Raw genomic sequence first — 16,414 nt, 5'->3', positions numbered from 1 at the left:
CTGAAGGAAAGTATACTGGGACTTGGGGCTCTAAGCAAGTACTTTTACTAAAGTTTGTAAATTAATTTGCAAATGCGTTAATGCATGCGGCAATTAATGCACCTGGAAAAATACCTAAGTACAGCAAAGAAAGACAATTAAGAGAATAAACTAATGTCTTGCCTCCACTAATCGACACCAGATTCTCTTGTTCTGGCTGATCAAAATACATAATTTTGACGATGCGCAAATAGTAATAGGCACCTACTACGGTAAATAACAAACCTACCACAGCTAACCAAATCATATTCACATCAACTAATGCTTTTAACACAAGCAACTTTGCAAAGAAACCAACAGTTGGAGGTACACCTGCCATCGAAAACATAACTAATAGCATCATAAATGCTAACCAAGGGTTCCTTTTATTCAAGCCCTTTAGATCATCAACACTATCAATCTCCATTCCATGATTTGACATTAATACAACTAAACCAAAACCCGCTGCAGACATTATTGCGTATACCAAAATATAATATAATGCTGCAGCATAACCTGCGGAGCTACCTGCCAAAATTCCAAACAAAGCATACCCTATATGGGAAATCGCAGAATATGCCAACAATCGCTTAATTCTAGTTTGAATTACAGCAAGAATATTGCCTAACCCTGTAGAAAGCAAAGCCATCACTAGGATGATTTGCTGCCACTGCACAGTTATATCAACTAGACCAATAGTTAATATTCTAAGTGCCATTCCCAGTGCTGCAATTTTAGGAGCAGTACTAATAAATAGAGTTACAGAACTTGGTGCACCTTGGTATACGTCCGGAGCCCACATATGGAAAGGAACAGCCGCTAATTTAAAACCAACACCTGCTAATATAAATACCATGGCAAAGGTAAAAAGAGCATTTTGTTGCTGCCAATTTATGGCTATAGCATTTGCAATATCCAATAAATCCAGCTTTCCTGTGGCACCGTAAACCAGAGAAATTCCATACAACAACATACCAGACGCAATAGCACCCATTACAAAATATTTCATTGCGGCTTCAGAAGCATCACTATCTGTTCTTCTGATAGCTGTCATTGCATATAACGGTAATGACATTAGCTCCAATCCTAAGTAAATAGATAATAAAGAATGTCCAGACACTAGAGTCATCATACCTAAAGTTGAGAACAATCCCAAAACATAATAGTCACCAGAAGGTATTTGGCGTTCATCCAAATAACTTCGTGAGTACATAAAACTTAACAATACAGTGATGTCAATAAATAATTTCATCAAATGACTTATGTCATCACTTACAAAAAGCCCATTTAATATAAGAACCTTAAAACCACCTATGAAAAGGTAGCTAACTAAAGCTGATATCACAATTCCAATGCAGGAAATGTAAAAAGCTATTGATTTCAATTTATGTCTAAAGAATAGATCAGCAAGCAACGCCATACATGCAGTAGTCAAAATAATCATCTCTGGAGTTGCTACATGGATATTTTCAAGTAATGTCATCATAGTTAACCTTGCTATAGAATCAGATAGTGCTTAATTGCAATCTGAATCCTTTGTTACAATTTTGATTTATCTGCTAATGCCAAAGTATGACTTACACTTTGATGAACAAACTCTAACATAGGCTTTGGATAGACCCCTAGAGCAATGACCATTAAAGCAAGTAATACATAAGCGCTTAATTCAAAGCCTGATATATCTTTTAATGCGGCTACTTTTTCATTTGCTATTGGTCCAAAAATAACTCGTTTGTACATCCATAAAGTATAAGCTGCGCCAATTATCAAAGTAGTGGCAGCCCAAAAAGCCACCCAAAAACCAGCTTTTATACTACCTATTATCACCATAAATTCTCCAACAAATCCTGATGTTCCTGGTAAACCAGCATTAGCCATAGCAAAAAGCATGAAAAAGGAAGCAAAGATTGGCATCGTGTTAACTATCCCACCAAAATCTGCCAGTAGTCGTGTATGCATCCTATCATAGATATATCCTACACCAGCAAACATTGCGCTTGAGACAAATGCGTGCGATATCATAATTACAATTGCGCCTTCTAAAATTAAGCCAGCATTATTTAATCCAGCATGACGTGCAATTACAAACACAGCAAAACATCCTAATGTCACAAATCCCATATGAGAAATAGAAGAATATGCAATTAATTTTTTCATATCCTTCTGAATAATAGCTACTAAGCCTATATAAACTATGGCAATTAGGGATAACGCAATCATTAGAGCAGCATATTTGCTACATGCATCTGGCACTATTGGAAGAGAAAAACGAATGAATCCATACGCCCCTAATTTTAATAAAATCGCTGCCAACACTACAGAGCCGCCTGCAGGAGCTTCTGTATGAGCGTCTGGTAACCAAGTATGAACAGGAAACATTGGAATTTTTATCGCAAAGCCTAGGAAGAAAGCAATAAAAATTAATGTTTGAGCTGTCATTCCTAATTTAATAGCATAAAATGTTTCGATCTTGAAAGATCCAGCAACGTAGCCCATATACAAGAAGCTAGCCAGCATAAGGACTGAGCCTAAAAATGTATACAGGAAAAATTTAATCGCTGCATAAACACGGTTATCAGATCCCCAAATACCTATAATCAAGTACATTGGGATCAACGTTGCCTCCCAGAATATATAGAAGACTATTGCATCCAGTGCAGAAAATACACCAACCAATAAACCTTGCATAATTAAAAAGGCAGCCAGATACTGCGATACTCTTTTTCTAATGCTATCCCAGGTAGCCAGTACCACTATTAAGTTAGTAAAAATAGACAATACAATGAGTAATAAAGATAAACCATCTATTCCAAGGCTATAATTAATCCCTAAAGCTGGCATCCAGGGAATTTCTTCTATGAATTGCATGCTAAATGATTGCAAATCAAACCCTGCAATTAATGGTATGCACAATAATAAGCACAGTACTATGGTAAATAACGTTAAATAACGCGATACATTAGGGTTTTTATCATCACCTGTTAGCAGAACAAAAACCCCACCCAGTATCGGCAACCAAATTAACAAATTGAGCAAATAATGCATACCTTCACCTTACCTTCAGCCTAGTATCAACCAGCATAGAAAAGCTAATAAACCAAATATCATTACCGTTGCATAATGATAGAGGTAGCCGCTTTGTAGGTTTCGTCCTATTTTAGAAAACCAGCGAACTAGACGTCCACTACCATTGACGACCGCACCATCAATTAATTTTTGATCTCCAATGTTGTAAAAGGTACTTCCTAATCCCCTTGCTCCTTTTACAAAAACAAGCTCATTAAAACGATCAAAGCCATATTTATTTACAAGAATTGCGTAAATTATTGAAAAACGTCGAGCCAAATAAGCAGGAATAGTTGGAATAGCAATGTAACATACCCAAGCAATGATCACGCCTAGTATAGCGACCCAAAATGTTAGTGAATAAATCGAATGCACTGCACTTTCAAATGGGGAAGTCACTTCGTGAGCTAACTCCGCCAAAACATTATGCTGTGGCAAAACAAAAATCGATGAACTTAATACACTGGAGGTATTAAATAACATTGGCATGTACAGTATATAACCTAAAACTATGGATGGGATGGCTAACAAAACTAATGGCAACCAAACCACCCAAGGGGATTCATGAACATGACTTAAGGTGTGCTCATCCATACGAGGCTTACCATGAAATGTCATAAACAATGATCTGAAAGTATACATAGCAGTAACCATAGCTCCAACAGTCACGCAAAAATAAGCATAACTGCTGCCTGGTATCTGGGAAAGCTGTGCTGCTTCAATGATCGTATCTTTTGAATAAAAACCGGCGAAAGGAGGGAACGCACACAATGCCAAGCTGCCTATAACATAAGTTACATAAGTAATAGGCATTTTATTCCACAAACCACCCATTTTACGCATATCCTGTTCATGATGCATACCAATTATGACTGAACCAGCACCAAGGAATAGTAATGCTTTAAAACATGCATGCGTGAGCAAATGGAATATACCAGCACTATAAGCTGAAGCACCCATTGCAACCATCATATAGCCGAGTTGCGATAATGTTGAATAAGCTACTACTCGTTTAATATCATTCATCACCAAAGCCAATATTCCTGTAAATAGCGCTCCAGTTGCTCCAATTACTAATACCGTGCTTAATGCAACTGTTGATAATTCCATTAATGGAGAAATACGAGCAATCATAAAGACGCCAGCAGTAACCATAGTGGCTGCATGGATTAAAGCTGAAATAGGAGTGGGACCTTCCATTGATTCGGGCAACCAGACGTGTAAGGGAACTTGTGCTGATTTACCCATAGCGCCGACAAAAAGTAGCAAACAAATTACTGTAATCAAAGACCAAGAATGACCACTAAATAATTCAATATGTTGACTTGCCAAATAATTTGCGCTGCTGAAAACTTTTTCATAATCAAGGCTTCCAGTATAAGCAAACAGCAATCCAATTCCTAATACAAATCCGAAGTCTCCTACGCGATTTACAAGAAATGCTTTCAAGCTCCCTTCGATAGCTGATTCTTTTTGATACCAAAATCCGATTAGCAGATAAGATACCAACCCTACCCCTTCCCATCCAAAAAATAGTTGCAAGAAATTATTAGAACTGACAAGCATTAACATCATAAAAGTAAACAAGGAGATGTAGCTAAAAAATCTCTGGTAGCCATCATCATCAGCCATATAACCAATGCTATAAATGTGCACTAATAAAGAGACAAAATTAACTATGACTAACATGACCACACTTAGGGGGTCAATTAAAAAACCAATATTAAATTCATATGGGAATAAAGAACCACCACTAGCCCAGTGATACACGACTGAGCTTGAATTTGGAATTAACCCCCCAAATATATTCCAAGCGAGAAATATTGAAAAAATAAATGAAATGGCCACTCCCAAAATAGTTACAGTATGAGCGCCTACCCGACCTATTTGGTTGCGAAAAAAACCTGCAATGGCAGAGCCAATCAGAGGAGTTAAAACAATTACTAGAGAAAGTTGTTGGATACTCACGATTTTAACCTTTTAAATGATTCATTTTATCAACGTCAATATTGCCTCTATTTCTATAAAGCAACATCACTATGGCCAAACCTATTGCTGCTTCAGCTGCAGCTACAGTTAAAATGAAAAAGACAAACACCTGCCCACCCAAATCATTATAGTAGTGGGAAAATGCGACAAAATTTGTATTTACCGCCAACAACATCAATTCCACACACACAAGTAGTAAGATGATATTCTTGCGATTAAGCATGATGCCAACAAAGCTCAAACCAAATAAAATCACGCTTAATATCAAATAATCATAAACAGGTATCATAAAGAATTCCCCAATAGCTATTTCTCTGGTTTCATATTGATTAATTCCACTCGATCTTCCCTCCGAGTCATAATCTGCCGAGTAATGTCTTGCCGTTTAGATCGTGCTGCTCCTCTGTGGACTAAGGTAATTGCCGAGACAATAGCTACTAATAAAATAACTGCAGCTATTTCAAAGGCTAGGAAATAATCTGTATAGAGAACCATTCCTAATGCTTCAGTGTTAGAAACAGAACTTGATGAATCATCCTCACCTTGAGCAGATAAGTCCATCAGTTGTGAGCTGACATTCATTGTTTTTTCTTGGCTTTGAACACTAGCTTTAAATGAATCTCTTGGCATAGCAACCATTAATAGACCAGCTAACAAAGCAACTAAAATTAATCCAAATGGCAAATATTTAATTAGATGGCTTTTCATACTTTCAATATCGATATTTAACATCATGACGACAAACAAAAATAAAGTCATAACGGCACCGACATATACTAATATCAAAATTAATGCCAAAAATTCTGCCTCTGCTAAAATCCACAGTACAGAACTTGCAAAAAAAGTTAGTACTAGAAATAAGACACAACGGACAGGATTATTTTGACTTATTACCATTAATGCGGATGCAACTGCCAATAACGCAAATACGTAAAAAATTGCTTGGATTACCCATTCATGCATAAATCACCCCATTAACGGTATTTTTCATCTGCAGCTCTATCGGCTGCAAGTTGTGGTTCCATCAAATCGCCTACTGCCAGCAATTTCTCTTTTGTCATAATATTTTGACCGCGCTCGCTGATATGATAATGATGAATTGGAGTAACGACAATTGAATCAACAGGACAAGATTCCTCACATAATCCACAATTGATGCACTTAAACATATCAATGTCATAACGAGTAGTACGCCGAGAGCCATCTTCTCTTGGTTCAGACTCAATTGTAATAGCCAAAGCAGGGCAAATTGCCTCACACAATTTACAAGCAATACAACGCTCCTCACCATTTGGATAGCGACGCAATGCTAACAGTCCTCTAAACCGAGGAGAAAGCGGCGTTTGTTCTTCAGGAAATTGGATTGTTGTCTTTTTCCTGAAAAAAGCCTTTACCGTTACCCATAGACCGACTAACAGTTCCAATAATAAATAGGAACGGACATAATGAGCTATATAATGATATATTTTTTTCATCAGCTTCTCTTTTAACCGTCAAAACCAAGGTTTAACATGAGCAACTACCATTAAAGAAGTTACTACCAACCAAACTATGGTAACAGGGATAAGTACCTTCCAGCCTAAACGCATAAGCTGGTCATATCGATATCGTGGAAAGTAGCTCTTACCCACAAGTATACAAAAAGAAAGAAACTAATTTTTAGAAGTAACCAAACAAATCCCGGTACGACAAAAAAGACTTGATCTAGAAAGGTAATCCCCTCAAAAGGTGATAGCCAACCTCCCATAAATAAAAGTGCCAACACAGTAGAGATTAAAATCATGCTGGCATATTCAGATAGGAAAAACAAAGCAAACCCTATCCCAGAGTACTCTACATGGAAACCAGCTACTATTTCTGATTCCCCTTCTGCCAAATCGAATGGAGCCCTATTGGTTTCTGCAACTCCAGCGATCCAGAACACCAAAAACAGAGGAAGTAATGGGATAAACCACCAATGCAAAATGCCTCCTTTTTGTGAAAGGACAATATCTGTTAGATTCATGCTTCCTGCTGCAAGCAAAACACCAACAAAAGCAAAACCCATAGCAATTTCATAAGATACTGTTTGAGCCGTACTCCGCAATGCGCCAAACATAGCGTATTTGGAATTAGACGCCCAACCTGCAATGAGTACTCCATAAACACCTAACGAACTCATGGCAAAAAGGTACAATACTCCTGCATTGATATTTGCCAAAACAACACCTTCCTGAAATGGAATAACCGCCCACCCTGCTAAAGATGGCACTAATGCAAAAAGGGGTGCAATAACAAAAAGATATTTATTAGATCGAGTAGGGACTATTATTTCTTTAGTTATCAGTTTAATAAGATCTGCGAATGGCTGTAAAAGACCTTTTAGCCCAACCCTATTAGGACCTATACGAACTTGAATGTAGCCAATAACCTTGCGTTCTGCATAGGTTAAATAAGCAACGCAAAGCAGTAAAGGGACTACAATCACAAGAATTTTAATGATAATCCAAATTAATATGCTAATATTATGAAGCATTTTTATACCTATCTAGCGCTTTATTGTTATTGCAGCAAAAGAGTGACCAAGGTCTACTGTCTCTGGCATTGCATTTGCTACCCATACAACATCTACCGCAACGCGCTCATCACGTTTTAGCGGCAATGTTATCTCAATATCGCCCTGAGATACAGTGGCAATTTCATCTAATTTCAATCTATCAGCTGTTGAAGGATGAACTCTGATACAGGCTGATTCAGATGCTGCACAGGATTGCAATTCTTTTGCATTCCTTACAATAGCATCTATTCGATAGAGCGGCCATTCTCCCACTCTTACCAATGATTGATTAATCACAGGCAAAGACTCTGGATAATAAGGTTTATATTCCTGTTCCATTGTCATAGTCACACACTCTTTAATTTCTGATAGAATGTCTTCTGTCGAAGTGTAATCAAATTTTTTACAGTGGAGCAAATTGCCTAAAACTCTAAGAATTTTCCATGCAGGGCGAGACTCACCAAATGGAAACATAGCACCTTTTACTGTCTGCCAGACATTATCAATATTAATATAGGTCCCTGATGTTTCGGCATAAGGGGCAATAGGCAATATAACATCAGCATAATCACGCATAGACTCATGATTATAAGCTGATAACAATACAACAAATTCAGCAGCCAACATAGACTGCCTCGCTCCATAGGGATTGGCAAAATCATACCCTGGTTCCACGGCCATTAGGAAATAACCTTTTAATTTAGCATTTAATGCTTCTTGAACATTCAAACCAGGTTCTGCAATAGGTTTTCCAGCTACTGTTCTATGTGGTAGCATGCCAGCGATACAAGCTCCAGCACTATTGGCGCCATTCGTTAATTTTACTAATTTGGCACCACTTAATTTTTGAATCACTGAAACCAAAGTACGCAATAACGACGACTCTGGATGATTTTCACATATAGCTCCGGTAATTAAACAAGCCTTTTCATCTTTTAGAGCTTTTGCAATTTTTTTAGTTTGTTTATCAACTTCCAAACCTATCAGCAATTTTTGAACTTCCTCAGGAAGTGAGGTTAAATCAGATGCGAGCGCCAACACTAACCTTGCTAATTGCATAGGCATTTCTAATGGAGAAATTATAATACGACCGGTCAGATCAAAATGATAATCAAAATCCACAGGGTTAATCGCATAAATTTTTGCACCATTACGGAAAGCTTTTCTGACCCTAACTCCTGCTAAAGGAACTTCTCTATGGATATTGCATCCTATTAGCAAAATAGAATTCTGATGATCTATTTCAGCATATGGCAGCGTACTTATTGATGTTGCAGGTAAATGTGTTTGATCTCTAAAATCAATTTGTTGCAGCCGGTGATCTATATTTTGTACCCCTATCTCTCGCATTAATTTCTGCAATAAGTACATCTCTTCTAAGGTTGAAGAGCTAGAAGCGAAAGCAGCCATTTGCTCAGGACCATATTGTTTAAGAATTCGGCTCATCCCTTCTGCGGTAAATTTCAAAGCAGTTTCCCAATCAACTTCTTCCCACTGACCATTTCTTTTTATTTGTGGTTTACTAGCTCGGGAGCTTGAATTTAACCCTAAATAGCTAAATCTGTCCCTATCAGATAACCAAGTTTCGTTAATTGCTTCATTTTCTCTTGGCACAACACGCATCAATGTTTTGCTTCTGGTATGAATATGGATATTTGATCCTAAACAATCATGCGGCGCTATACCATCATGTTGGGCTAACTCCCACGCCCTAGCCTTAAAACGAAAAGGTTTAGAAGTTAATGCACCTACAGGACACAGATCAATAATGTTTCCTGAAACTTCAGAGGTCATACTGTGTTGTACATAGGTACCAATCTGCATTTTTTCGCCACGACCGGTAGCCCCTAATTCTCTGACCCCTGCAATTTCCTCACCAAAGCGAACGCAGCGAGTGCAGTGAATGCAGCGGGTCATTTCAGTAGAAATTAATGTTCCTAAATTCTCATCGTCGACCGCACGTTTGGTTTCTGTATATTCTGATTTATCAGTACCAAATCCCATTGAAATATCTTGTAATTCACATTCCCCGCCCTGATCACAAATAGGACAATCTAATGGATGATTTATTAACAAAAATTCCATAACAACTTTTTGAGAATGGACAGCTTGTTCTGATTTCGTAAAAACTTTCATTCCATTCGTTATAGGTGTAGCACAAGCAGGAACTGGTTTTCTGCCATTTTCTACTTCTACCAAACACATGCGGCAATTCGCCGCTACAGATAATTTTTTGTGGTAACAAAAACGAGGAATATAAATTCCAGCCTCATCTGCCACCTCAATAATCATTTTACCGTTTTCTGCTTCAAATGTTTTGCCGTCGATTTCAATAGTAGCCATGGTCTAACCTTCTCAATTATGCTGCGACGATCGAGCGTTTATGCTTTATGAAATATTCAAATTCATCATAGAAATGCTTAATAAAACTCTGTACGGGCCAAGCAGCTGCTTCGCCTAGCGCACAAATAGTTCTCCCCTCTATGTTATTCGCCACATTAACTAATTTCTCCACATCTCCAGGTTCACCATGACCGTTTTTAATTCTATGTAATAATCTTACTAACCAACCTGTTCCTTCACGGCATGGAGTGCACTGTCCGCATGATTCATCCATATAAAATTCGGAAATCCGGTACAAGGTGTCTACCATGCAGGTAGTTTCATCCATAATAATTACGGCCCCTGAACCTAACCCTGAACCTGCTTTTTGTATGCTGTCATAATCCATATCCAAACTAAGCATAATCTCACCAGGGAGTACTGGCATTGATGACCCGCCAGGAATCACAGCCTTAATTCTGCGACCTTTAATTACACCACCTGCTAAATCGAGCAAAGTTTTAAAAGGTGTGCCTAGTGGTATTTCAAAATTACCAGGTTTGTTGACGTGTCCGCTGACACTAAAACATTTTGTTCCGCCGTTATTGGGTTTGCCAAGTTTTAAAAACCATTCACCACCTTTTTCCATGATTACAGGCACAGAAGCGAATGTTTCAGTATTATTTATTGTTGTAGGCTTACCATATAAACCATAATTCGCAGGAAATGGTGGTTTAAAGCGCGGCATACCTTTCTTCCCTTCAATAGAATTAAGGAGAGCGGTTTCCTCACCACAAATATAAGCACCTGCTCCTAAATGATTATAGAGATCAAAATCAACCCCAGAACCCAATATATTTTTTCCCAGCAGTCCAGCATCATATGCTTCTTTCAAAGCAGCTTCAGTGCGCTCATAAGGAAACCAAAATTCTCCCCGAATATAATTGTATCCAACGGTTGCTCCCATGACATAACCAGCTATAGCCATGCCTTCGATCAGTTGATGAGGATTCAACGTTAGTATTTCTCTATCTTTACAAGTACCCGGCTCGCCTTCGTCCGAATTACACACAACATATTTTTGCACAGGGGAGTTTCTATTCATAAAACTCCATTTTAAGCCAGTGGGGAAACCCGCACCCCCGCGTCCACGCAAAGCTGAGGTTTTTAGTTCTTCAATTATAAATTGAGGTGATGTTTGTTCTTTTAAAATCTTCCGCCATGCACTGTAGCCACCAATACCCTCATAAGTAGATAGCGACCAGGCTTCTGGTAAATGAAATGTGCGGTAACAAACTTGATTTAATTCAACCATGGCAACCACCTTTTTGCTTTATTGGTATTGATCCAACACTTTGTCTATCGATTCAGAAGTCAGATTTTCATGATAATCTTTATCTACTTGCATCATTGGTGCATTAACGCAGGCACCAAGACATTCAGCCGACCTTAAAGTAAACCGACCATCCTCTGTTGTTTCACCCAATTGAATACCCAATTTTTTTTCTAAATGCTCAACTACACCTGCTGAGTCCCTTAGCATACAAGAAATATTGGTACAAACATTAATTAAATGTCTACCAACTGGTTTATGCTCATACATTGTATAAAAAGTTGCAACCTCATAAACTGCAATAGCTGGCATTTCCAAATATTCTGCTACTGCATTCATTAGTTCTGTTGTTAAATGGCCATGTTCCTCTTGAACTATCCGAAGAGCGCTCATTACAGCAGACTGTTTTTGATCTTTAGGATATTTCGCTATCCAGTGATCAATTTCATGCATCCGTTTTGCTGACATAAATTGATGTAATATTTTTGCTGAATTATCAGACATTTTGAAACCTTTATCTCGTTTATTATTTCTTGTACGTTCTAAACAAAGACGCTATTCATCTAGCCTAGAATAGACAATGGCAAGCAACTACCTATTCAACGCATTATTAAGTAGTCTCGTTATTTGCTACTCTCCTCTAGGTTTTACCGATCTATCTCTCCAAATACTATATCCTGACTAGCTAGTATCGCTACACCATCAGCTAACATATGGCCTCTTACCATTTCATCAAAACTTGACAAATGAGGAAAACCAGGAGCTCTAATTTTCAAGCGATATGGTTTGTTAGCTCCATCTGAAATCATATAAATACCAAATTCACCTTTAGGTGCTTCAACAGCTGAATAAACTTCACCTTGTGGTAAACAAAATCCTTCTGTAAACAGTTTAAAGTGATGTATTAATGCTTCCATATCATGTTTCATTACTACTCGGCGAGGAGGTACAATTTTATAATCATCAATTTTTACTGGACCGGGATGCCGTCTTAGCCACTCAATACACTGTCTTATAATCCGATTTGATTGTCTCAGTTCCTCAACTCGAACCAGGTATCGATCGTAGCAATCGCCTGTTTTTCCTACTGGAATATCAAAGTCAACCTTATCGTAAGCAGCATAGCTTTGCTTTTTGCGTAAATCCCATGCTACACCTGAAGCCCTTAGCATAGGGCCAGTAAATCCCCACTGGAGAGCAGTCTCTGGTGAAACAACACCAATATCTACGGTACGTTGCTTCCATATGCGATTATCAGTCAATAAAGCTTCATACTCATCCACACAATGAGGAAATTGCTCGGTAAAATCCCATAGAAAATCTAAAAGACTACCTTGGCGGTTATGATTCTTTTTTTCAACCTCCCTCTCACTATGCCATCTTGATGGTTTATATTGTGGCATAGTATCCGGTAAGTCTCTCGCTACACCACCTGGTCTATAATAGGTCGCATGCATGCGAGCCCCTGAAACAGCTTCATAACAATCAAACAGATCTTCTCGTTCTCTAAAACAGTATAAAAACACTGTCATTGCACCGATATCTAGTGCGGTTGCACCTAACCACAAGAGATGATTCAATATACGAGTTACTTCATCAAACATGGTTCGTATGTATTTAGCTCTCATGGGCGGCTCAATACCTAGTAGTTTTTCTATTGCCATAACATAGGCATGTTCGTTACACATCATAGATACATAATCCAATCTATCCATGTAACCGATATTTTGAATATAAGGTTTCGTTTCAGCCAATTTTTCCGTAGCTCGATGAAGCAATCCTATGTGTGGATCAGCACGAACAATTGTTTCCCCTTCTAACTCAAGAACCAAGCGTAAAACGCCATGTGCAGCAGGATGTTGCGGACCAAAATTTAAAGTATAATTTTTTAATTCAATCATTTTGGCTACCCTCATTACCTATATAGCGATTATCATTGCGAATAACCTTGGGCACTACGACTCTTGGGACAATATCAACCGGCGCATAGATTACTTTCTGTAACTTGGCATCATATCTCATTTCCACTTCCCCACTAAGTGGGAAATCCTTGCGGAAGGGGTGCCCTATAAATCCATAATCAGTCAATAAACGTCTTAAATCTGGGTGGCCGTCAAATAAAATGCCATATAAATCATAAGCTTCGCGCTCAAACCAATTAGCAGACTTCCATAAATGATGGACTGAAGGAACTATTAAATGGGTTTCTTGTACGAATAATTTAACACGCAGGCGATGGTTTTTTTTTGTAGACAACAAATGGTAAACTACAGCAAATCGAGGTTTATTCAAAGCATACGCCTTTGCCTCCTGGCGTTCTACACCGCGAGAAAATCCATGTTCTGTTGCAGATTCAGTTTCCCAATCATAATCACCATATAGCAAATAATCTACTCCGCATAAATCAATCAATTGATCGAAAGAAAACTGTTCTCCATCTCTCAATTCAAGCATTATGGGCAATAAATTTTGTGCCTCACACTCAATGGTCACTTCACCATAAGCGGTGGTCAATTCGGTTATATGATTTGCTAAATCAGCTTGTATCTTTTTAACCAAATAATCATTCTTTGTCATCTAATTTGCACCTTTGATGATATGAGCTTATGCTTCTAATACAGGCTTCCGCCTGATTTTATTTTGTAATTGGATAATACCATACAGTAATGCTTCAGCTGTTGGAGGGCAGCCGGGAACATATACATCAACTGGGACGATACGATCACAACCTCGAACTACCGAATAGGAATAATGATAATATCCTCCACCATTGGCACAAGATCCCATAGATATAACCCATCGAGGTTCTGGCATTTGGTCATAAACTTTGCGGAGCGCAGGAGCCATTTTATTACATAAAGTTCCTGCGACAATCATTACATCCGATTGACGTGGGCTAGGGCGGAAAATAATGCCAAATCTATCCAAATCATAGCGCGCTGCGCCGACATGCATCATTTCAACTGCGCAACAAGCCAAACCAAAAGTCATAGGCCACATAGAACCGCTACGTGCCCATCCCACCAGTTTTTCGACTGAAGTTACTCCAAAACCTTTTTTTTGTAGTTCTGCAACCGCCATAGTTCGCCTCTAAGCAGTTAAATATTAATTAAAGTCTAATAAAATGATCATCATTGTGGATATCACAAAATGTGAATTTTGTTTATCGCTCTGTCAAGACAGGAATTTGTAAACCCCATATCTCAGTATCTGATATATCCTTTGTTGACCTCTATCTAAAAATCAAAACGAAAAAGAGTTATTCCCACTCTAAGGCGCCTCTCTTCCATTCATATATGAAACCTATAACCAATAATCCAAGAAACAACATCATTCCGTAAAATCCAAACCACCCAATTTTACGTAAAGCCAGGGCCCAAGGGAAAAAAAATGCAGTTTCTAAATCAAAAATAATAAACAATATAGCGACCAGATAAAATCGTACATCAAAAGGAATGTGTGAGCTTTCAAATGCGCCAAACCCGCACTCATAAGGAGCGTTTTTGGCACTGTCAGGACTATGTTTGGAAAACAGAGAACCTGCTCCTATCATTACCGAACCTAAAATCAAGGCAACGACAATAAAAACGAGAACGGGCAGATATTGCAGTAGCATCAGTTCACCTTGCTCGATTAAATGGTGCCGAAGGCCGGACTCGAACCGGCACGGCTTGCGCCACCGCCCCCTCAAGACGGCGTGTCTACCAATTTCACCACTTCGGCATAATTTTTTAATTTTGCCATCCTCATTTCATCACAGGATGACAACCCTAAAGATTACATCTTTTATAGTTTATTTTTTACTATTTTCAACCGGCACTGGAACAGAATTTGCGGGCGCGCCAGTTTGTTGAGGGATGGCTAGCTGCTCTGCTTTTTGATACTGAGTAGAAACCAAATAAGATAACATCAAGCTAGTGACAAAAAATGTCAAAGCTAAACCTCCGGTTAATTTAAACAAAAATCCACCGGTACCCTGGCTTCCAAATAAGGTATTCGAGGCACCAGAGCCAAAAGCAGCACCAATGTCAGCACCCTTGCCATGTTGAATAAGCACCAAGCCAATCAAAATTACAGCAATTAAAACATGAATCATTAATATCATTTGATACATTTCACAATTTCCACAAATTGTTTTGCATTTAACGATGCACCACCGACTAGTCCCCCATCAATATCCGGCATGGAAAATAAGGCTTTTGCGTTATTTTCATTAACACTACCGCCATAGAGGATTGTCAAATGCTTGGCATCACTATCATTTATTTCTCTAACCAGACTTCTAATGAACTGGTGTACTTTTTGTGCCTGTTCTGGCGTTGCAGTCTTGCCTGTACCTATAGCCCATACAGGTTCGTATGCCACTACACAATTGCGGAAACAGTCTTTACTTCTTGCGCTCACTGCAAGCAATTGTTTGGCAATGATTTGCTCTGTCATGTCACTTTCCCTTTCTGCAAGGTTTCACCAACACAAAGAACAGGTATCATATCATGTTCTTTCACATGGTGGAATTTTTGTGCCACAAATTTTTCATCTTCGTGAAAATATTGCCTGCGCTCTGAGTGCCCAACTAAAACATACTGGCAACCAAAATCTTTAAGCATAGGCGCAGATATCTCACCAGTATAGGCGCCAAAATCCTTTGGATAAACATTTTGCGCCCCTATTGCTATTTTGTTTTGGCTTATACAATTCCTTATTGGTGGAATGTATATGCTGGGCGGCATAATCACAATTTGTGCAATACAATCAACATCTAGCAATTCCTCTATTTGGGAAACTAATTGTACCACTTGCTGAATCTGGCCATTCATCTTCCAATTACCAGCAACTATTTTTTGCCTCACACTTCCTCCAATAATTTCCAGCACAGGCAAGTAAATATCCTCAATTTTGTCTACGGTTATGAGCGTATTGGCAATTCACATTTCATTAATGTTCGCTACCAAATAGTGAATGCCATAACTTGTCCATAACTGTATGCTATCTTTGAAAGATATCATAAAAAAGCCACTACAGTTAGATGGTCGAATTATTAACACACCTATCCCACAACTTCCCAGAACAATTTGTCATAAACAGCTGTGGAATATACCTAAACTTTGCTCAGATGTGTAGCATTATCTAATGTTTTTTTTCAGAATTAT

At 38.4% G+C, this 16,414-nt stretch carries 14 protein-coding genes, 1 tRNA gene and 2 pseudogenes; all 17 read right to left on the bottom strand.

The window, feature by feature from the left end:
- Positions 1–61: 61 nt before the first annotated feature.
- Complete coding sequence (nuoN, locus tag OK13_RS01060) at positions 62–1,504, bottom strand: NADH-quinone oxidoreductase subunit NuoN (RefSeq protein ID WP_035886720.1); 1,443 nt, start codon at positions 1,502–1,504, stop codon at positions 62–64.
- 53 nt (positions 1,505–1,557) lie between these two features.
- Positions 1,558–3,063 carry a complex I subunit 4 family protein gene (locus OK13_RS01055; RefSeq protein ID WP_035886713.1) on the bottom strand — a complete coding sequence of 502 codons (1,506 nt, stop codon included), beginning with the start codon at positions 3,061–3,063 and terminating at the stop codon, positions 1,558–1,560.
- Between the two features lie 15 nt (positions 3,064–3,078).
- On the bottom strand, positions 3,079–5,052 hold the full coding sequence (nuoL, locus tag OK13_RS01050) for an NADH-quinone oxidoreductase subunit L (protein WP_035886706.1): 1,974 nt from the start codon (positions 5,050–5,052) through the stop codon (positions 3,079–3,081).
- A gap of 4 nt (positions 5,053–5,056) precedes the next feature.
- Positions 5,057–5,362 carry an NADH-quinone oxidoreductase subunit NuoK gene (nuoK, locus tag OK13_RS01045; RefSeq protein WP_035886703.1) on the bottom strand — a complete coding sequence of 102 codons (306 nt, stop codon included), beginning with the start codon at positions 5,360–5,362 and terminating at the stop codon, positions 5,057–5,059.
- A gap of 17 nt (positions 5,363–5,379) precedes the next feature.
- Entirely contained in the window at positions 5,380–6,036 is a 657-nt protein-coding gene (locus tag OK13_RS01040) for an NADH-quinone oxidoreductase subunit J (protein ID WP_035886701.1), read from the bottom strand.
- Positions 6,037–6,047: 11 nt separating this feature from the next.
- Positions 6,048–6,548 (bottom strand): NADH-quinone oxidoreductase subunit NuoI, encoded by a 501-nt coding sequence (nuoI, locus tag OK13_RS01035; protein ID WP_035886696.1) that lies wholly within the window; start codon positions 6,546–6,548, stop codon positions 6,048–6,050.
- A 117-nt stretch (positions 6,549–6,665) separates the two neighbouring features.
- A pseudogene (locus OK13_RS01030) lies at positions 6,666–7,588 on the bottom strand (complex I subunit 1/NuoH family protein); the annotation flags it as partial.
- Positions 7,589–7,600: 12 nt separating this feature from the next.
- The gene (gene nuoG / locus OK13_RS01025) at positions 7,601–9,952 is read right to left on the bottom strand and encodes an NADH-quinone oxidoreductase subunit NuoG (RefSeq protein ID WP_035886688.1); all 2,352 of its coding nucleotides are present in this window, start codon (positions 9,950–9,952) and stop codon (positions 7,601–7,603) included.
- 16 nt (positions 9,953–9,968) lie between these two features.
- Complete coding sequence (gene nuoF, locus OK13_RS01020) at positions 9,969–11,246, bottom strand: NADH-quinone oxidoreductase subunit NuoF (protein ID WP_035886682.1); 1,278 nt, start codon at positions 11,244–11,246, stop codon at positions 9,969–9,971.
- Positions 11,247–11,264: 18 nt separating this feature from the next.
- Positions 11,265–11,768, bottom strand: a complete 504-nt coding sequence (gene nuoE / locus OK13_RS01015) for an NADH-quinone oxidoreductase subunit NuoE (RefSeq protein WP_035886681.1) — start codon at positions 11,766–11,768, stop codon at positions 11,265–11,267.
- Positions 11,769–11,911: 143 nt separating this feature from the next.
- Entirely contained in the window at positions 11,912–13,165 is a 1,254-nt protein-coding gene (locus OK13_RS01010; RefSeq protein ID WP_035886680.1) for an NADH-quinone oxidoreductase subunit D, read from the bottom strand.
- The gene (locus tag OK13_RS01005) at positions 13,158–13,841 is read right to left on the bottom strand and encodes an NADH-quinone oxidoreductase subunit C (protein WP_035886678.1); all 684 of its coding nucleotides are present in this window, start codon (positions 13,839–13,841) and stop codon (positions 13,158–13,160) included. The genes OK13_RS01010 and OK13_RS01005 overlap by 8 nt, the downstream gene beginning before the upstream one ends.
- A 27-nt stretch (positions 13,842–13,868) precedes the next feature.
- On the bottom strand, positions 13,869–14,345 hold the full coding sequence (locus tag OK13_RS01000) for a NuoB/complex I 20 kDa subunit family protein (RefSeq protein ID WP_035886677.1): 477 nt from the start codon (positions 14,343–14,345) through the stop codon (positions 13,869–13,871).
- Between the two features lie 178 nt (positions 14,346–14,523).
- Positions 14,524–14,880, bottom strand: coding sequence for an NADH-quinone oxidoreductase subunit A (locus OK13_RS00995; protein ID WP_035886821.1), 357 nt, complete (start codon positions 14,878–14,880; stop codon positions 14,524–14,526).
- Positions 14,881–14,902: 22 nt separating this feature from the next.
- Positions 14,903–14,987 (bottom strand) — tRNA-Leu (locus OK13_RS00990).
- 70 nt (positions 14,988–15,057) lie between these two features.
- Positions 15,058–15,378: a preprotein translocase subunit SecG gene (secG, locus tag OK13_RS00985; RefSeq protein ID WP_035886673.1), complete on the bottom strand. Its 321-nt coding sequence runs from the start codon at positions 15,376–15,378 to the stop codon at positions 15,058–15,060.
- Positions 15,366–16,114, bottom strand: a pseudogene (gene tpiA / locus OK13_RS00980) (triose-phosphate isomerase). Before tpiA ends, secG begins: the two are co-directional and overlap by 13 nt.
- Positions 16,115–16,414: the final 300 nt, after the last annotated feature.

Source organism: Legionella norrlandica, from assembly GCF_000770585.1.
GTDB lineage: Bacteria > Pseudomonadota > Gammaproteobacteria > Legionellales > Legionellaceae > Legionella > Legionella norrlandica.
The sequence above is the reverse complement of the archived record's forward strand: the minus strand, read 5'-3'. Positions and strand labels throughout refer to the sequence as shown.